The sequence below is a fragment of the Terrisporobacter petrolearius genome, assembly GCF_020748185.1.
Lineage (GTDB): Bacteria > Bacillota > Clostridia > Peptostreptococcales > Peptostreptococcaceae > Terrisporobacter > Terrisporobacter petrolearius.
This window is the reverse complement of the sequence record NZ_JAHZMO010000005.1, coordinates 47,217-66,771: the sequence shown is the minus strand read 5'-3', so window position 1 is coordinate 66,771 and position 19,555 is coordinate 47,217. Positions and strand designations below refer to the sequence as shown.

18 protein-coding genes are annotated in these 19,555 nt (G+C 27.7%); 12 read left to right on the top strand and 6 right to left on the bottom strand.

Features of this window, described 5'->3' with window-relative positions; translation table 11 throughout:
• Position 1 precedes the first annotated feature (1 nt).
• The 8 genes from K0040_RS04745 to K0040_RS04710 all read left to right on the top strand — a co-directional run bounded on the left by K0040_RS04745 (position 2) and on the right by K0040_RS04710 (position 10,021).
• The gene (locus K0040_RS04745; protein WP_228107796.1) at positions 2–2,776 is read left to right on the top strand and encodes a calcium-translocating P-type ATPase, PMCA-type; all 2,775 of its coding nucleotides are present in this window, start codon (positions 2–4) and stop codon (positions 2,774–2,776) included.
• A gap of 72 nt (positions 2,777–2,848) precedes the next feature.
• The gene (locus K0040_RS04740) at positions 2,849–4,417 is read left to right on the top strand and encodes a YceG family protein (protein ID WP_228107795.1); all 1,569 of its coding nucleotides are present in this window, start codon (positions 2,849–2,851) and stop codon (positions 4,415–4,417) included.
• Positions 4,417–5,556 carry a toxic anion resistance protein gene (locus K0040_RS04735; protein WP_228107794.1) on the top strand — a complete coding sequence of 380 codons (1,140 nt, stop codon included), beginning with the start codon at positions 4,417–4,419 and terminating at the stop codon, positions 5,554–5,556. The genes K0040_RS04740 and K0040_RS04735 overlap by 1 nt, the downstream gene beginning before the upstream one ends.
• A gap of 59 nt (positions 5,557–5,615) precedes the next feature.
• Complete coding sequence (locus K0040_RS04730; RefSeq protein WP_228107793.1) at positions 5,616–6,686, top strand: HpcH/HpaI aldolase/citrate lyase family protein; 1,071 nt, start codon at positions 5,616–5,618, stop codon at positions 6,684–6,686.
• Positions 6,667–7,860 (top strand): phosphoribosyltransferase family protein, encoded by a 1,194-nt coding sequence (locus K0040_RS04725; protein ID WP_228107792.1) that lies wholly within the window; start codon positions 6,667–6,669, stop codon positions 7,858–7,860. The genes K0040_RS04730 and K0040_RS04725 overlap by 20 nt, the downstream gene beginning before the upstream one ends.
• Positions 7,861–7,872: 12 nt before the next feature.
• Positions 7,873–8,961 (top strand): cysteine protease StiP family protein, encoded by a 1,089-nt coding sequence (locus K0040_RS04720; RefSeq protein WP_228107791.1) that lies wholly within the window; start codon positions 7,873–7,875, stop codon positions 8,959–8,961.
• A 1-nt stretch (position 8,962) separates the two neighbouring features.
• Positions 8,963–9,751, top strand: coding sequence for an HAD hydrolase family protein (locus tag K0040_RS04715; protein WP_228107790.1), 789 nt, complete (start codon positions 8,963–8,965; stop codon positions 9,749–9,751).
• A 60-nt stretch (positions 9,752–9,811) separates the two neighbouring features.
• Complete coding sequence (locus K0040_RS04710) at positions 9,812–10,021, top strand: hypothetical protein (protein ID WP_228107789.1); 210 nt, start codon at positions 9,812–9,814, stop codon at positions 10,019–10,021.
• Positions 10,022–10,105: 84 nt separating this feature from the next.
• Here the strand turns inward: K0040_RS04710 and K0040_RS04705 are convergent, their stop codons facing one another.
• Positions 10,106–11,041 carry an alpha/beta hydrolase gene (locus tag K0040_RS04705; RefSeq protein WP_228107788.1) on the bottom strand — a complete coding sequence of 312 codons (936 nt, stop codon included), beginning with the start codon at positions 11,039–11,041 and terminating at the stop codon, positions 10,106–10,108.
• 215 nt (positions 11,042–11,256) lie between these two features.
• On the opposite strand from K0040_RS04705, the gene K0040_RS04700 reads away from it, so the two are divergent.
• From K0040_RS04700 to K0040_RS04690, 3 genes are read left to right on the top strand one after another with little or no spacing between them, the layout of a single operon-like run.
• Positions 11,257–12,726, top strand: coding sequence for an NAD(P)/FAD-dependent oxidoreductase (locus K0040_RS04700; RefSeq protein WP_228107787.1), 1,470 nt, complete (start codon positions 11,257–11,259; stop codon positions 12,724–12,726).
• On the top strand, positions 12,726–13,961 hold the full coding sequence (locus K0040_RS04695; RefSeq protein ID WP_265588806.1) for an NAD(P)/FAD-dependent oxidoreductase: 1,236 nt from the start codon (positions 12,726–12,728) through the stop codon (positions 13,959–13,961). The genes K0040_RS04700 and K0040_RS04695 overlap by 1 nt, the downstream gene beginning before the upstream one ends.
• Positions 13,958–14,320, top strand: coding sequence for a DUF1667 domain-containing protein (locus K0040_RS04690; protein WP_228107786.1), 363 nt, complete (start codon positions 13,958–13,960; stop codon positions 14,318–14,320). The genes K0040_RS04695 and K0040_RS04690 overlap by 4 nt, the downstream gene beginning before the upstream one ends.
• 164 nt (positions 14,321–14,484) lie before the next feature.
• Here K0040_RS04690 and K0040_RS04685 read toward each other — a convergent pair whose 3' ends face one another.
• The 3 genes from K0040_RS04685 to K0040_RS04675 all read right to left on the bottom strand — a co-directional run bounded on the left by K0040_RS04685 (position 14,485) and on the right by K0040_RS04675 (position 17,504).
• Positions 14,485–14,931 carry a hypothetical protein gene (locus tag K0040_RS04685; RefSeq protein WP_228107785.1) on the bottom strand — a complete coding sequence of 149 codons (447 nt, stop codon included), beginning with the start codon at positions 14,929–14,931 and terminating at the stop codon, positions 14,485–14,487.
• 92 nt (positions 14,932–15,023) lie between these two features.
• Positions 15,024–16,934 carry an MFS transporter gene (locus tag K0040_RS04680; RefSeq protein ID WP_228107784.1) on the bottom strand — a complete coding sequence of 637 codons (1,911 nt, stop codon included), beginning with the start codon at positions 16,932–16,934 and terminating at the stop codon, positions 15,024–15,026.
• A gap of 87 nt (positions 16,935–17,021) precedes the next feature.
• On the bottom strand, positions 17,022–17,504 hold the full coding sequence (locus tag K0040_RS04675; RefSeq protein WP_228107783.1) for a MarR family winged helix-turn-helix transcriptional regulator: 483 nt from the start codon (positions 17,502–17,504) through the stop codon (positions 17,022–17,024).
• A gap of 262 nt (positions 17,505–17,766) precedes the next feature.
• Here K0040_RS04675 and K0040_RS04670 point away from each other — a divergent pair, with 262 nt between their 5' ends.
• Complete coding sequence (locus K0040_RS04670; protein ID WP_228107782.1) at positions 17,767–18,567, top strand: NAD(+)/NADH kinase; 801 nt, start codon at positions 17,767–17,769, stop codon at positions 18,565–18,567.
• 92 nt (positions 18,568–18,659) lie between these two features.
• Here the strand turns inward: K0040_RS04670 and K0040_RS04665 are convergent, their stop codons facing one another.
• Positions 18,660–18,995: a hypothetical protein gene (locus tag K0040_RS04665; RefSeq protein WP_228107781.1), complete on the bottom strand. Its 336-nt coding sequence runs from the start codon at positions 18,993–18,995 to the stop codon at positions 18,660–18,662.
• A gap of 1 nt (position 18,996) precedes the next feature.
• Positions 18,997–19,293, bottom strand: coding sequence for a DUF2089 family protein (locus tag K0040_RS04660; RefSeq protein WP_228107780.1), 297 nt, complete (start codon positions 19,291–19,293; stop codon positions 18,997–18,999).
• Between the last annotated feature and the right edge of the window lie 262 nt (positions 19,294–19,555).

The window sequence follows — 19,555 nt, the reverse complement described above, 5'->3', positions numbered from 1 at the left end:
AATGAAATTTTTTAATGAAAAACAAGACAAAGTACTAAAAGAACTAGCGGTTACCGTAGAAACGGGAATAGAGTCAAAAGAGATTGATTCTAGGAGAAATACATATGGTTTCAACGAATTTACACCAAAAGAAGAAGGTAGTTTTTTTGATGACTTAAAGGAAGCTTTAAGTGAACCAATGATAGTAATATTAATTGCAGCAGCAATAATAAGTGCAGTTGTTGGTGAAACGCATGATGCTATAGGTATAATATGTGCCATAGCTATAGGTGTAGGAATAGGAATGGTTACAGAAGGTAAATCTAAAAAAGCAGCAGAGGCACTTTCGAAGCTAACAGAAAATATAGAAGTTAAAGTACTTAGAGACGGAAAAGTACAACAAATTTCTAAAAATGAATTACTTCCTGGAGATATAGTTTATATTGAAACAGGAGACATGGTTCCAGCAGATGGAAGACTGGTTGAATCCGTAAACTTAAAAGTTAGAGAAGATATGTTAACTGGAGAGTCTGATGACGTATCTAAAAATGCAGATATTACAATACCAATGGAAAAAATAGAGTCAAAAGGTCAAACAATAGAGCAAGAGCCTATACCTGCGAAACAAATAAATATGGTATTTGGTGGTACACTAGTTGCCTATGGTAGAGGAACTATGGTAGTTACGTCTATTGGTGATAATAGTGAAATGGGTAGAATTGCTCAAAACCTAAGTGATGAAGATGAAGAAACACCACTGCAATTAAAGCTTGGAAATCTTGGTGCCATGATTGCCAAAGTTTCTAGTGGAATAGCAGGTTTATTATTTATATTTATGATTTTCAAAATGGTTATGAATAATACATTAAATCTTGATATGTCAGGATTTATGCCATTCTTAGAATCAATAGGACCAGGTAAAACTGCATTTACAGTATGTGTGGCCTTGATAGTTGCAGCAGTACCGGAAGGTTTGCCAACTATGATAAATATGACATTAGCAATAACTATGCAAAAAATGGCTAAAATAAATGCTTTAGTTACTAAAAAAGAAGCTTGTGAGACTATAGGTTCTGTTTCAGTAATATGTTCAGATAAAACAGGAACATTAACTCAAAATAGAATGACTGTAGAAGTAGCATATGTAGATGGAAGATATATAGAGGGAAATGATAGAAATACAAATAGTTTCTTTGAAGAAAACTGTTTAATAAACTCTACAGCTGATATTGAGCATAGTGATGGAGAAGTAAAATATTTAGGTAGTGCAACAGAATGTGCTCTGCTTTTATATAACAAAGACAAAGATTATAGAAAAATAAGAAGTAATGCAGATGTTACATCTCAAAAACCATTTACTTCAGATACAAAAAGAATGAGCTCATTAGTTGCAAATGGAAATTCTTATCTATTGTTAACTAAAGGGGCACCAGAAGTATTATTAGATTTATGTACTTTTGTTCAAAAAGGTGAAAACATAATACCTATAACTGAAGAAATAAAAACAGATATATTAAAAGAAATAGAAAAACTACAAGTTAAATCAATGAGAACTTTAGGATTTGCTTATAAGCAAATTTCATCAGGTGCTGAAGAGGCTGAAGTAGCTTTAACACTTGAAAATGAAACAATAGATATATCTTTAGAAGAAAACAACCTAGTATTTAGTGGATTTGTAGGTATAAGAGACCCACTTAGACCAGATGTTGTTGAATCAGTAAAAGTAGCTAATCATGCTGGTGTTGCTGTAAAAATGCTTACAGGTGACAACATAATCACAGCAAAAGCAATTGGTGAAGAATTAGGATTATTAAAAAATAATATGAGAGCTGTTGAAGCTTCTTATATTGACACATTAAGTGATGAAGAATTAAGAGAAGAAATAAAAACAATATCTATAGTTGCTAGAAGTAAACCAGACAGCAAAATGAGAATAGTATCAGCGCTACAATATAATAACGAAGTAGTTGCAGTTACAGGAGATGGAATAAATGATGCTCCAGCTTTATCTAAAGCAGATGTTGGTATAGCAATGGGTATATCTGGAACAGAAGTTTCTAAAAGTGCTGCAGATATTATATTAACTGATGATAGTTTCTCAACAATTGTTAAAGGTATAAAATGGGGTAGAGGAATATACGATAACTTCCAAAGATTCGTTCAATTCCAATTAACAGTAAACGTGGTTGCGTTCTTAATAGCAATAATATCTCAAGTGTTAGGTCAAGAAATGCCATTTACAACTATACAATTATTGTGGGTAAACATAATAATGGATGGACCTCCAGCATTAGCTCTTGGATTAGAGCCAGTAAGAGATTTTGTTTTAAATAGAAAACCAGTAAATAGAAATGCTAATATAATATCTAAATCAATGATAAGAGCAATAATTTTAAATGCATTATTTATAACAGGTTTATTACTTGCACAATCTACATTTAATATATTAAATGTGACACCAGAAGAAAATGAAACAGTAATGTTCTCATTATTTGCATTCTTGGCTTTATTTAATGCATTTAACTGTAGGGAGTTTGGAAGTGATAGTATAATACCAAACTTCACAAAGAATAAGCTTGCACTGCAAATAATATCTGTAACAGGAATAGCACAAATTTTCTTTGTACAAATATTCCAAGATTTCTTTAACTCTGTATCATTAAGTTTTGGAATATGGATAAAAATAATACTAGTTGCTGTGTCAATAGTAGTAGTTAATGAAATAGTGAAATTTGTAATAAGATTGTTTAACCCAAAAACAGAGAAAAGTGAAGAACTAGCAACTGAAAATGCTTAAAAATAATAATATCCCCATTCTTTTTTAGGATGGGGATAATTAAAAATAATAATTAAATTTGAGGAGGATAAAATGGGTGATTCTAAAGTCTTTGAAAAAATATTCTCCAGCCAAATAGATAGGGAAAATTATACAATTACGAGTGGATATACGAATTATTTTATTTCATATATAGGATTAGAAGATGAAGATTTGTATAATTTAGAAATCTTCAAAACAAAATATAATATTGATAATAGGAAAGATATAGCCTTGTTTAGTAGTAGTTTGTCAAATCCTAGTGATTTTGATATGATAAATTATTTCAAAAACAAATTAAGTAACTATAGAAATAGTTTAGAACATATGGACATTAGAATAATTTCAAATGAAAAAATAAACAACAATATAAAAAGATCATTTGATATGGTTTTAAAAGAAGAAGAAAAGCAATTTAATAATGAGAGAGTTAAGGAAAATTTTATTATTAAGGTTATGTCATGGATAAAAACTTATGTAGAACCCTTAACTATAAATAAAGATGATGCACCAAAAATTATTTTTTATGGAGAAATAAAAAAACATGAAGCATACTTCTTAGCAATATTATATTTAGCTGGCTTCGATGTATTATATCTAAATCCTAATTCATCAAGTAACATAGTAGTTTTAAACAAAAACCTATATAAAATAGAGGAAATTATAAAAGAAAATGTGGAAGATATGCTTGCTTTTGAAGAGAGAGTTGCTCTTGGAGAAAAGGTGAATAAAGGATCTATAAAAAAAGCAATGACTATAGGTGCGCAGGCATCACAAAGAATAAGTAATGAGTTATTAAATGAATCTGGCTTTATTAAGCCGTGGCAGCTACAAGATAGAAAGATAAAAAACGTTTTATTAACTTCAACTATGGAGGAAATATCTATTTATTGGAACCAACCTTTAAAGCTAAGACCTAGTTTTAATTTTGATAATAATTACATAGAGGTATCTGTATTCTTTTCTAAAATAAATGGAGTATACAATGATAGACATGAATATCGAAACTTTGTAAAAATATTAAAAGGGCCAAGAGAATATGTCAATTTCATTGATTTAAAAGATGGATTTGAACAACTGGCTAAACCGTTTACAAATGATGCTTTTAGCTTATCTTTTATACTTGATTCAAAAGGAATAATCGATAAAAAATCTGTTTTACAAGAAAAAAGTTATTCAATATCAACATTAAGCAAACCTCAGCAAACTATGATTTTAGAAAAAGTAGAAGAAATTATAGCAAGTAATGTATTTATTGATGAATTAAATCGAGAAGATAGGATAAAAGGTTTATTTACAGTCTTAAATATGGATAAAAAACTTGTACATATGATAAATAATTTTGATTATGCTTTAATTAATCCAAAGTTAGTTATTTATATGAAAGAAGCCGTAGTATTTCATAAGGAAACTGGATTTTTATTACTTTTACTATCAAAAATAGGATTTGATATTATTATGTTATCGCCAGGGGGAGATAACTGCATCGAAAATGTAATATCTTCTAAAGTAATAGATATTCACAGGCTGGATAAAATGATTTATCAATTTGATTTAGATGAAAAAGAAGAAGAGGAAAAAAGTATATTTAAAAAATTATTTAGCAAAAGGGGATTATTTTAATGGGAATAAATCTTAATAATTTATCTAGGGATAATAAAAACACACCACAGGTTATCAATAATACAGAAGTAAATAGTACAGAGGAAAACTTTGATATAGTAGAATTTACAAAGAAGAAAAAACAAGAACTTAGACAATCTAGAGAAGTGGAAGCTTTAACTTCTCTTATAGAAGTAGAAAATCCAAATACAATTCTTGAGTTTGGGCGTCCAGCAGCAGAAGGAATCGCTAGAATATCAAATAGTTTACTAAACACTATTAAAATGAATAAGAACGAAGAAAATTCAAAAATGATAGAACAGTTAGCTAAAATAATGGATAGATTTGATTTAGATGATTTCCAAGAAACTAAAGAACCATCATTTCTACAAAAAATATTTAAAAAAGCTAGTAATGCCATAGAGCTTATGTTCCAAAAGTATGAGACTTTAGGTGGAGAAGTTGAAAAAATTCAAATAGAATTAGAAAAATATGAAAGAGAAATACAAACATCTAACAAGCAATTGGGAGCTATGTTAAACGAAAACTTTAATTTCTACGAAGAACTTCAAAAGTACATAGTTGCTGGTGAAATGGCAATAGAAGAAATGGATAATGAAATTCTACCTCATTTTAAAAACTTGGCAGAAACTAGTGGAAATCAAATGGATGTGGTTAACTTCCAAGAACTTACTAAAGTATACGACATGTTAAATCAAAGAATTTATGATTTAAGAATAGCTGAAAATATAGCTATACAAACTATACCAATGCTTAGAGGAATGCAACATAATAACTACGGTTTAATAAGAAAAATAAATAGCGCATTTGTCGTTACTTTACCAGTATTTAAACAATGTTTATCTCAAGCAATTTTGTTAAAGAAGCAAGAATTACAAACAAAATCTTTACAAGCTCTTGATGATAAAACAAATGAATTACTTATAAGAAATGCTCAAAACGTAACATCACAAAGTATACAAATAGCTAAAATGGCAAATTCAAGTTCTATACAAATAGAAACTTTAGAAAAAATGCATACTACAATTAAAAGTGGTATAGAAGAAACTTTAAGAATAGAAGCTATGAACAGAGAATCAATAAAAGATAATACTAAGAGATTAGAAGAACTTAACACATCTATAATTTACAATAAATAAATTGACATAAATACAAAGGACCTTAGTTCTTTGTATTTATCTTTTTGGGGGAGTGAAAATTGAGATACTTTGATTTTATAGATAAAAAAGATATAAATAGACTATTTTTTAAAGAACCAGAAGAATTTAATAAAAATACAGATATAAGTATATTGAAGTATGCTCTAGGAGCTTTTTTATATATACCAGCCACTCAGTATAATATGATGTATAAAAATATTATGGGCAATGTAAAATGTTCTAGACCCTTGGCTATATGTTTAGAAGACGCAATAGGCACAAATGGAGAGGAAGAAGCAATTCAAAATTTATCCTTAGTACTAAACAATATAAAAAAAGAAATAAAAAATAGTGAAAGGCCACTTATTTTTATTAGAATAAAAAATCATTCACAACTAGAAAAAATAAAAAACATTATTTATGAAAACAAAGAGATGTTAACAGGGATTCTTGTTCCAAAAGCAAATAGTATTATTATCGAAAAATGTATTGGAGTATTAGATACTATAAACCTAGATAAAATTTACTTGCTACCTATAATTGAAAGTAAAGAATTTATATACAAAGAAAGTAAAGAAGAATCATTTTTAGATTTATATAATACTTTGGTTAAACATAAATCAAGAATACTTAATATTAGAATGGGTATAACAGATATTCTTGGTATTTTTGGAATAAGAAGAAGCAAAAATTTTTCCATATATGAAAATATTATTTGTACTAACTTTATCAATGATATTATTACATACTTATCTAGGGAAGAACTAGATATACCTATTAGTGGTGGTGTGTCAGAATTTTATGATATAGGTAATGAAAAAATTAAAGAAGAATATGTTAAAGAAATATTGTTAGATAAATTCCATGGATTAGTTGGAAAAACAGTAATACATCCAAATCAAGTAGCAATAGTACAAGCGCTTTGTGCAGTAAGTTATGAGGATTATATGGATGCAAAGATGATTTTAGAAAGTACAGAGAGTAAATTCGGTGTTAGTAGAAGTATATCTGGTCAGCGTATGAATGAAATTAATCCTCATTTATTATGGGCTAAAAAAATCATCATGTTATCTAGAATATATGGAGTATTAAATGAGGGGATAGACTATAATGACTTACTTAAATTTTAACTGTAATATAGAAATTAAAGAAAATGTGTTAGGCTTAAATCTAGAAGAATTTCTAGAAATAGCAGTAAGAAATAATGAAAAAAGAAGATTTTTATTTGTGTCTAAAGTGCTCGGTAAGCATATTGCTTGCAGAGCAAAAGATATGGATAACTTAGGAAAATTAATAGTAAAGGCTTATAATAAAAAAAGAAATCCGTCTAGCGGAGTTGTAATTTCTTTTGCAGAGACAGGAACTGCCATAGGGCATAGTGTATTTAATTATATGGAAAATGACTATGAATTTTTACATACAACTAGGGAAAATGTGACAGACTTTGAAAGCTTAGATTTTTTAGAGGAACATTCTCATGCTACTAATCATAATCTTTATTTTAATAAAATGAAAAACTTTGAATTTGGAGAAGAAATTGTACTTGTAGATGATGAAGTAACTACGGCAAATACTTGTATAAATCTTATTAAAAAAATACATAAATTATATCCAAAGAAAAGATATACAATATGTTCTATATTAAACTGGGTGGAAGGTGAAAACTTAAAAAGAATAGAACAATTGGAGAAAGATCTAAACTGCTCTATAGAATTTGTATATTTATTTAAAGGTGAATTTGAATTTAAATTAAATGATTTAAATATAAATGATGATAAAATTAAAAATGATAAATTTATTGAAGATAAAGATAAAAATCTTCAAATAAATTATATAAAACTAGATATGGATGATTATATCGGAGAACAAAGGTATGTGAAATATACGGGCAGATTTGGGATTAATAAAATAGAACAAAAAAAGTTAAAGGACATAGTAAAAAAAGAGTCTAAGAAGCTTAGCATAGAAGATAAAAATGTAGAGGTACTATTTTTAGGAACGGAAGAATTTATGTATATACCTATGTTATTTGCAAAATACTGCCAGGGAAATATATATTATTATTCAACAACAAGAAGCCCAATAATTAATATTGATAAAAATGACTACCCAATCAAATCTAAATTTGAGTTAAATAGTCTTTATAATAAAAAGGTGAAAAACTACTTATATAATATAGATAAAAAAGATTATAAGGAATGTTTTTTATTTGTAGAGTTTAACGAAGATAAAAAAGTTTTTGAAGAAATAATTAATATATTTAAACAAACTTCAATAGAAAAATTAAATATAGTTTGCTGTTAAAAGGAGAGACCTATGGGGGAATTTGGCACATATTCAAAAGATGATGTGATTTTTTTATTAAAAGATATTTCTAATTTAATAAAAGAAGAAGGTAATAAAGAAAGAGAAATGAAAATTCAAAGAGGGACTCATTACTCAGAAATGATACCTATTGAATATAATGTAAGTGAAAAATATTTGAATTTATATTATGAAAAACTAAAAGGTACAAAGGATAAATTAGCTTTTGCAGTAGGAGTAATGAGTGAAAAAATAGTGAAGAAAAATGGATCTGATCTAGTTTTAGTATCTTTAGCAAGGGCTGGAATTCCCATAGGAATTTTAGCTAAAAGATACATAAAAGAAAAATATAATAGGAACCTTCCTCATTATTCTATATCAATAATAAGAGATAAAGGAATTGATATGAATGCAATTGACCATATATTAAAAGTGCATCCTAACTCAAAGATTCAATTTATAGATGGATGGACAGGAAAAGGCACTATTTGCAAGGAATTAGACAAAGCTTGTGAAGATTTAAGATTAAAATATAATGTGGAGTTTGATTCTACTTTAGCAGTACTAGCGGACCCTGCTGGGTATTCTGGATTATATGGTGTTAGGGAAGATTTCCTAATTCCAAGTGCATGTTTAAATTCAACTGTTTCAGGTCTTATAAGCAGAACTGTCCTTAGAAAAGATATAATAGGTGAAAATGATTTTCATGGAGCTAAGTACTACAAAGAATTAAAAAAACATGATGAATCTATAAAATATCTTGATACAATCTGTGATTGCTTTAAAAACCAATATGAAAATATAGAAAATCAAATAAAATATTGGAAAGAAGATATAATAACAAAACTTGCTGATGAAGATGTTAAAATAATAAAAGAAAGATATAACATAAAGGATATAAATTTTATAAAACCAGGAGTAGGTGAAACTACTAGAGTTTTACTTAGAAGAATCCCATACAAAATACTAGTAAAAGATATAAATGATAAAAACTTAGATCATATATTTGTTCTTGCAAAAGAAAAAGATGTTCCAATAGAAGAAGTTCCTTTAAAAGGATATAGTTGTTGTGGAATAATAAAAAACATGAAGGATGTATAAAATGGTTATTTTTTCGGATTTAGATAGAAGCATAATTTATTCAAATAAGTTTTTAAAAGACATAAGTGAAAGCTCTTATGAATGTATAGAAGAAAAAGATAATAAAGAGATATCTTACGTGTCTTTAAAAACAATGGAAGTTTTAAAAACAATAAATGATAATACTTTATTTATACCAACTACAACAAGAACAAGAGAACAGTTTCAAAGAATTAACTTTAATAAATATAATATAAATTTTGACTATGCAATTACTAGTAATGGAGGATGTATATTAAAAAATAATAGACCACTTTTAAGTTGGCAGGAAGAAGTAAAAAAAATAAAAAAATCATCTGAATCTATTGATGTAATGTTAGATTTATTTGAACCATATACAAAAATGAATGGTGTTACTAATTTTAGAGTAGCAGAAAATTTATTTTTTTATATAGTTGTAGACTTTAAAGAATTTGACATAATGAGTTTATATAATTATATAGGTATATTAAACAATAAAAATTGGATTCATTATATTAGTGGGAGAAAAATATATTTTCTACCAAAAGGAATTACAAAAGAAGGTGCAATTAAGTATATTTGCAAAATTGAAAACATAAAAAATTTTGCTGTTATAGGGGATTCTAATATGGACATGGGAATGTTAAATATAACAGATAATGCCTATGTACTTAAGCATGGAGATATAAATCATGATGATATAAAAGGACAATTTGTTAGGAGTAAGGAAGAGGGTATAAAAGGTACAGAAGAAGTACTTCTAAATTTATTAGAAAAAATATCATTATAAAGTTAAAATATAATGGGGTTGGTAAATGGAGGGTAAAATGAATTTTATATAGAAGATGGCATGGATTCTGAGATTATACATAGTGAATACGCATATAATCTACCTAAAGTAATTAAACCTGGAACTAAAATTAAGAATATTGTTTACCCTATAACAATTATGGGAGATGGATATGATGATATTCCTGTCAAAGATATGAATGTACAAATGGAGACAGGGGTAAAAATGCAACATGAAGGTAAGAATATAAGAGAAAATATAAATAAATAGCAAAAGGAACTGTTGTATTAATTTAATATAACAGTTCCTTTTTAGTACTATGAAATTTACTTTTGCTATTTGCTTATGTATTTATTATTTAATATATTCTTTTAAAAACTCACTAATAGTTGACCAATAAAATTTAGGTTGAGCCAAATCTGAATTACTGTGTTGACCATCTTTTATACTTACTTTTTCCTTTTCAGAGCTAGTGGCATTGTACAGTTCATTCATCATAGAGATAGGAACAAATTTATCCTTATCACCATGAAGATAAAGAATAGGCGTTTTTGATTTTTTTACTGAATCAATGGCAGAGGCATTTTTTAAAGAATATCCAGCTCTTATTAAAGTTACCATATTAGTAAAATCAATTATGGGAAAAGAGGAAGAATTAGAATAGCTTGCTATTTCATAATCAAAAATATCGTATACACATGTGTAAGCACAATCAGAGATTATAGCTTTAACGTTGGATGGCAAATCTTCACCAGAAGCCATTAAAACAGTGGCACCGCCCATAGATGTACCGTAAAGTACTATTTCAGATTTACTGTCATCCTTTATTATACTGTTAGTCCAATCAATTATGTCTATTCTATCATCCCAACCCATTCCTATGTAACTTCCTTGGCTTTGTCCATTACCTCTTAAATCTGGTATTAGAACATTATAGCCCATCTCGTAAAAGTGGAGAGCTTTTCTACTAATAAATTTTCCTTCTTCTCCATATCCATGAACAACAATAGCCCACTTTGATGTTTTTTTAGGTTGTTTAACTACATATGAATGCAATTTTAAGTTGTCAAAAGAAGTTATATATTTATCTTTATAATTAGACTTTTTTATTAACCAGTTTTCGTTATCATAAGAGCTTTTATATGTATAGTCAGCATAAATTGCATTTTTAGGAGAACTGGCGCTAATCACTGCATTAAAAAGTAAATTACCAATAAAAGTACCAATACTAATGCCTGAAATTAAGATTACAACTAGAATTGATAATAAAAATTTTTTAAACTTTTTCATAATATACTGTCCCACCTTGAAATTATAAAATAATTAATCTGAATATATAGTTAATTGTAGTAATGATATTATGTTTTATCAAGGAAAATAAATTTAATTGATAATGTGATTAAAACAAACTACTTTTCTAATATATAAAAATTACACAAACTATAAAGACTAAAAATAAAATTGTGATACACTTATATCAATAAGTTAAAAATGGGGGGAAAAAAGTGAAGAATACATATGACATTGCAATTATTGGAGGAGGAGTTGTAGGAAGTTCCATTGCGAGGGAGTTTTCAAAGTATAATTTAAGTACCTGTGTATTAGAAAAAGAGTTAGATGTATGCTGTGAAACTAGTGGAAGAAATTCTGGGGTTTTACATGCAGGATTTAATAACAAACCAGGCACTTTAATGGCAAAATTTTGTGTAGAAGGAAATCAAAAATTTGATGAAGTTGCTAATGAACTTGATATCCCTTTTAAAAGAAGCGGAAAACTAGTAGTTGGTTTTACCAATGATGATAAAGAGAAGCTAATAAAAATGAAAGAGCAAGGTGAAGCAAACAATGTTTTTGGACTAGAGATTATAAATAAAGATAGGATTAAAGAATTATCACCTTTTATAGAAGGGGAATTTGCATTATATTCTCCAAGTACTGGAATTTTAAATCCATTTATTTATACTATTGCCATGGCAGAAAATGCTGTTGAAAATGGAGTGAATTATTTCCTAGGCAATGAAGTTTTGAATATAAAAAAAGAAATATGTGAAGATAAAGAGATTTATGAAATTAAAACAAGTAAAGGAACTTATAAATCTAGATGGATTATAAACTCTGCAGGATTAAATAGTGACAAAGTCGGTAAAATGTTGGGTATTAAAGAATACACTATACATCCTTGTAGAGGAGAATATTTCATATTAGATCAAAAGGCAGGACAATTTTTAAATATGCCTGCATATCCAGTGCCAAACCCTAAGGCAGGAGGGCTTGGAATACATTTAACGCCTTCGATTGATGGGAATGTATTTATTGGACCGAGTAGCGAATATATAGGTGAAAAAGATAATTATTCTGTAACAAAAGATGTTATGGATTTATTAATAAAAGATGGAGGAAGGATTTTTCCTCATATTAAAAAAGAACATTTTATAAGGAACTTCTCAGGAATCAGACCTAAATTAGTAGGGAAAGATCAAGGTGGATATGATGACTTTAAAATAGAATTAAGAGAGGATATACCAAATTTAATAAACTTAACAGGAATAGAATCACCTGGACTTACAAGTGCAGTTCCCATTGCAAAATATGTAGTGAGTTTATTGTCACAAAAAGAATCTCTTAAAGAAAATCCACATTTTAATAAATATAGAAAAGGAATTACATGTTTCAACGATCAACCTTTAGAAATGAAAAGAAAATTGATTGAAGAAGATGAAAATTACGGAGAAGTAATCTGTAGATGCGAAACTATAACAAAGGCTGAAATATTAGAGGCTATTAATAATCCTTTGGGAGTGGATACTGTAACAGGAATAAAATACAGAACTCGTGCCATGATGGGAAGATGCCAAGGTGGCTATTGTCAAACAAGAATAGCAAATTTAATAAAAGAAGAAAAGAACAAAAATGAAGAAGAAATACTCTACTGTAGAAAAGATTCAAATATGTTTGTTGGGAAGGTGAGAGTATAATGGCTATAAAAAAAGATGTAATAATAATTGGTGGAGGACCAGCAGGTTTAGCAGCTGCAGTAAAACTAAAAGAATGTGGAATAGAAGATATAGTAATAATTGAAAGAGAGAAAAAGTTAGGAGGAATCCTTCGACAATGTATTCATGATGGCTTTGGATTAACTAGATTTAAAGAAACTTTAAGTGGGCCAGAATATGCACAAAGGTTTATTGATGAAGCAAGACAAAAAAATATTGAGTGTATTGTGGATACTACTGTTATAGATTTAACTCATGATAAAAAAGTAATTGCTGTAAATAAGAATGGACTATTAGAGTATGAGGCTAAAGCTGTTATTTTGACAATGGGATGCAGAGAAAGGACTAGGGGTGCTATAAGCATACCTGGTAGTAGACCGGCGGGAGTATATACTGCAGGAGTGGCTCAATCTTATATAAATTTACAAAATACTATGGTAGGCAAAAAAGTTATTATTTTAGGTTCTGGCGATATAGGTTTAATAATGGCAAGACGTATGACTTTAGAAGGTGCAAAGGTGGAAGCTGTATTTGAGATACTTCCTTATGCAAGTGGACTTCCTAGAAATATTTCTCAATGCTTAGATGATTACAATATTCCTCTGTATTTAAGTCATACTGTTACTAAGATTAAAGGTAAATCAAGAATTGAAGGCATAAGCGTAAGTGAAGTAGATGAAAATATGCAAATAATTGAAGGTACACAAAAAAATTACGACTGCGATACCTTAATTTTATCTGTAGGCTTAATTCCAGAAAATGAATTATCTTTAAAAGCTGGAGTTGAGTTAGATAATAACACAAAGGGACCTATTGTAAATGAAAATTATGAAACAAGTGTAGATGGAATTTTTGTAGCAGGAAATGTTCTTCATGTTCATGATTTAGTTGACTTTGTTTCTTTGGAAGGGGAAAGACTGGCTACATCTGTAACAAATTATATAAATAATAACAAGCTTCCAAAGTGTGAAATGAATATAATAAAAGATAATAATATAAGCCATACAATACCTCAAAAAATTAGTGGAGAGAATGATTTTGTTTTGTCTATGAGAGTTAGAAAACCGATTAAAGATGCTGTAATAGAAATATTGCAAGATGATAATATTGTAAGAACTATAAAAATGAAAAAAGCTATTCCAGCAGAAATGATTCAAATTAAAATTAATAGGGAGAATATAAAATCTAAATCAGATTTGAAGGTGGTAGTAAAATGAGAAAAATATTTACTTGCATAGTTTGCCCAAATGGTTGTGAAATAGAGGTAGACTTAGACAATGATAAAATAATTAAAATTGAAGGAGCTACTTGTAAAAAGGGAAAAGAATATGTAAATCAAGAACTAACTAATCCTCAAAGAAATATAGCTACTTCTGTTAAAGTGATAAATGGTGATTTGGAGATTGTAAGCGTTAGACTAAGTAACAGCATACCAAAAAACAAAATATTTGATGTGATGAATGAGGTTAAAAATACTAAAGTTGATGCACCTGTAAAAATAGGTGATGTGATAAAACCTAATATTTTAAACTTGGGAGTAGATCTTATTGCTACAAAAAATATTGATTTCGTATAATAAGATAAAAGTAGGATTCCTGTTGGATTAGGAATCCTACTTTTATAATGAAAACTTTATTGTATCTTACTTTTGAGTATAATTAACAGGGTGTAGATAAAAAATAGTTTGGTTGTAAATTAATAGTAACTATATGAACTAGGAAAAGAAACAAATAGTAACAGTTAACTAGATTTTTTATTGTTAATTACAGGTTTATTTTTATAAAAAAATAATAATAATAATCCTATAATAGATGCAATACCTGTTGTTAAATAAACATTTTTAAATCCTATGTTAAGATTTTTTTGGAATGTATTTTCAATTTGATCACCTCTGTTGTCAATTTCTTTAAGATAAGATTTTTCACCTTCATCAAAAGCATTAGGTATAGATTTCTTTAAAATAATCATTTTATCTTCTAAAGATTTCATAGAACTTAATGTTTCCTCCATTGATGTTAATGCAGTTTTCATGGATTCAAGTTGAGATTTCATGTTGGTAGCCTGTATTTTCATAGTGTCAACTTGAGACTTCATAGTATTTACTTTTGTTTTCATAGTATCTACTTGAGCTTTCATAGCCTTAAGTTTAGCTGCCATTGAAGCAGTATTACCACCCATTTGATTCATATTATGATAGCTATTATCTGCAATACCTTTATTATCACTATGAGAGTTATTACTATTGTTTTTCGTAGTTTTAGTACTTAAAGTGTTGGATTCTACGGCGTTTTGTTAGGATTATAAGTTGTATTATTCATATTTGCTTGTTTATTATCAACATTTTTCATTGCTAGCTTCATAGCATTATTTGCTTTAATATATGATTGGTTCATTTTAATATAAGCAGAATTTACTTGAGTATAAGCAGAATTTAATTTATTATAACCAGCATTCACCTTCGTATAAGCAGTATTTAATTTGTTGTACCCATCATTTAATTTTGAAATAGAATTTTCCATTGATACAACACCTTTGTCTATACCATTAATTCCTTTTTGAACATTATTTTGTATATCTTTAATTACTGATGGAGTCATTTCACCAAACATAGTTTTTGCCATGATTTTAGAGTTGTTAGTTATAGTAGTAACGTCAGAAGTTTTCATCAGTTCAACTACATCATCAGGAACTTTATAGTCAGAATCATTATTATCAAAATCAATTTTCATTGTTTCCATAGACGTAAGGTTAGGAATATCCATATTTTTTAGTTTATCTTTCATTTGAGGATTTGATTTTAACTCATTAAATTCTTTAGTTATTTCATCAGCATAAGGCAATTTTGGAATAGTTATTGTATCAGGTAAATCTTTCATTATTTCGCCTTGAATATTAGAGCCAGCATGAGCAATAAAACCTACCATAATAGCTGGGGCTACAGCAGTACCTAAGGAACGAACTAGTGAAAGTGTTGCAAGAGCAGAGTTTGATTCACTTTCTTTAGTATGAGACAACATCATATAATTTAATGGAGTTCCCATAGTAAATCCAACACCTACACCAATTAGGATTAAACTAATAACAACAGTCAACGTTGATGGATGTGAAGTAGCTACAATTGATAAGAACAAAGAACCTACTATTGAAATAAGAAAACCAAATCCTAAAATTAGTTTTGCTCCAAATTTATCAATTAATTTACCAGATACAGGAGCTCCAACTCCTGCAAAAACTCCTAATATTATTACAAAATAACCACCGCTACCAGTAGCAATCTTCATTGTGTTTTCACAAAATTGAGGAACGAAAATCATTCCCATAATAATAACTCCAGTTAGCATGGAAATTAATAAAGTTAAAACAATGTTTTTATCAGTAAAATAATTTAAGTTCATTACAGGATCTTCTGCTTTTTTTTCAATAAAAATAAATAATGGAATAAGCACTAAAAATATTATTAAAAAAGGTAATACGTCTGTATTAGTAATAGTAGAAGATATATTAAAAAAGTCTAAATTTTTCAAACTATATAAAAGGGATAAAATCATAATTGTTAATATAAATATACCTGAAAAGTCAATTTTACTTGTGTCAGGTACTTTTGTATTTTTTAGTGTGGTAAATCCTGCAAATAATATGAAAATTGTAATAGGTATATTGATATAGAATATAAATTGCCAATTGTTAGTTCCAAATATGTCTAATATGGCACTTCCAGCAGATGCTCCAAATATATTGGCAATTCCATAGACACCACCTACAAGCCCTAATGCTAGACCGCGCTTTTCCTCAGGAAAAGTAGTTCCAAACTCAGCAGTAGCTACAGGTAAAATACCACCACCACCTAAGGCTTGAACAACTCTTGCTATAAGTAATAAATTAAAACTTCCTAGGTCTTGTGACAATCCACAAAATAGGGAACCAATACCGAATAAGAAAATACTAGTGAGATAAATATATTTTCTACCATATTTGTCTGCTAGTTTTCCCATAATAGGTATACTTACTGCATAGGCCAAGGTATAAATTGTTATCATCCATATTCCTGTTTGATCATTTACACCTAAATTATTTTGTATTACTGTTCTAGCTGGAGTAACAATTCCAGTATCAATTGCTCCCATAAATATTCCAGCTAAATAAATTATCATAACTAAAATATATTTTGAGTCTTTTTTTGTTTTAGTCATAGTTATTTCCCTCCTAATTTTTGAGCAAAGACAAATCCTTAATTCCATGAAGTAATCAACTATGTAGTTACTCAATTGAAGTAATTTTTAAATTTTATCAGAATCAATTATATTTTCAACCATTTTATCAAGTTGAGACTTTATTAAATCTGCTAACTCTTTGTCGATTCCTTGTAATAAGATGCTATTCCATCCACTTAAAATTTTTAATAATTCAGGTCTTAAATGAATAGCTTTTTCTGTTAATTCAAAAATGTATGATCTACTATCTTCTGGGTTATTTTTTCTTGTAACATATTTCTTATCTTCAAGTGACTGCATAGTCCTTGTCATAACACCTTTGTCATAGTGTAGCTCTGATATAATTTCGTCTTGTGTTTTTCCTTCTTTACTACTATGAATTTCATCAAGATCATCTTGTGACATTTTATTATTATGCTTTAAAAAAACGAGTAAAACTAACCCTTCAGCAGTATTTAAATCATGCTTTTTAAGTGATTTTTTTAGGTACATTTTAAAGTACTTATCAATTATAAAAATATTTAATCCTACAGCTTTATGTTCAAACATATTCATCTCCTTATTTATTTTAATGTAGTTGCTTTTACAACTATAATTTTATTATATGATAATATAGTTGCTTTTACAACTAAAATATGTTGAATTTTACAATAATAAAATAACAAATATACTTTATAAGTAAGAAGAATTAGTGAAAATACTTAAATTAGGTTATAATATTATTTACCATATTATCAACAAATTTTAATTAGATTTTTATGAGTAGATAAATATAAAATAAGATTATAATCAGATTTAGGAAGGAAATGAAATGAAAGGCGTAATTACAATTTCTTATAATGATTTACCAAAATCAATAGAAACTAAAGGAATTTTAGTGAAGGAATTAACTAAAGCAGGTTTTAAAGTAAGCGAAGAAATAGAAAAAGAAACAGAGTTGTTGATATCAATAGGAGGAGATGGATCATTTTTAAAGACAATACATAAATTTGACTTTGCTGAAGTTCCAGTAATAGCTATAAACACTGGTCATTTAGGTTTTTTTGCAGAGCTTTCACCAGACAAAATCAATGAATTTATAAATAAATACATAAATAAAGAATATTCTATACAGCAAGTATATGCCATAGAAGCAAGTATAGTTACCAAGAAAAAGAGTATAAACATAAGTGCAATTAATGAAATCGTAATAAAAAATACTCAATCAAGAACAGTACACTTAGACTTACAAGTGGATGGAATAAAAATAGAGCATTTTAGTGGAGATGGTATGCTTATATCAACACCAATGGGCTCAACTGCATACAATTATTCAGCTGGAGGAAGTATAGTTGATCCTAAACTTGATTTAATTCAACTAACACCTATTGCACCAATGAACACAAACGCATATAGATCATTTACGTCAAGTATTATACTGCCAACAACATCAGTTATATCAATAAGCCCAGAATATGATTTTGAGAATTCTATTCTTATTGTAATAGATGGGAAGCAGTATAAGTTTAGTCAAATTGAAGAAGTGAAAATATATAAATCTAATTATAAATTAAAATTATTAAGATTAAAAGGATATGAATTTTGGAATAGAGTAGCAGAAAAATTTTTATAAGTTTAAAATTTCTAAAGGAATATTATATTTTTAAATAAGTATAGTAAATAGACGCCGTAGTTTGAAATTATGGCGCCTATTTTTATTTAGCATTAATCTAAATCTTGAATATTCATTTTATTTATATCATGTTTTTTATTATACTTACTACGGCAAGCATAGTAAATTGCCATAAGAATGATTGTAGGAACATTATAAGCTATAAAAACAATCATAATCCCAATAAATATAGAAACATCAAGTAAAGTTGCATTTAAAAGGTAAATTAATCCTACTAAAATTGAAACTACAAAATTTATACATGGTAATACAAACCCTAATTTTTTATTGTCCTTACTTGATAAAAATATTTGTAAAACAGCTATGCCAATTAATATTGCTAAAAATAGAATGCTATTTGATATTAATAAAACTGGTGACATGCTCATATTATTTTTTCACATCCTTTATTTTTTTATATTCGTTGATTAAAAGCTTTGCAGTATCAAAATCTAATTTATCATTTAGGGCTAATTGTTTGATAAGTGAAATATATGGTTCACTAGGAGTTTTATCATTTAGTTCAATTTTTTGTATAAGCTTATCAAGTCTAAGTCTAACTGTAGGATAAGTGACATTATAAATCCCTGCAATTTCCTTAAGAGACCCTGAGGATAAAATAAATTTTTTAATGAAATTTATATCTTCATCGTCTAAATTTTCTAGCCACTTTGGAATATTATCCATAACTAATCCTCCTTATAGTGAAGATGTATTTTAACTTTGTTAAAGCTTACTTTAATTATATTAAAAAATAAATTAAAAAACAATAAATAAAAATAAAAAATACAAAAATAAATAAATGATAACAATTATCATTTACAAAATGATATCATTGTGGTAAAATATAATCAAAGTTGAAAAACAAAAGATTTTTAGTGAAAAATAAAAATTTATAATAAAAGCCATAAAAACACCTTAATATTATGTGAAATATTTTGCTATTGAT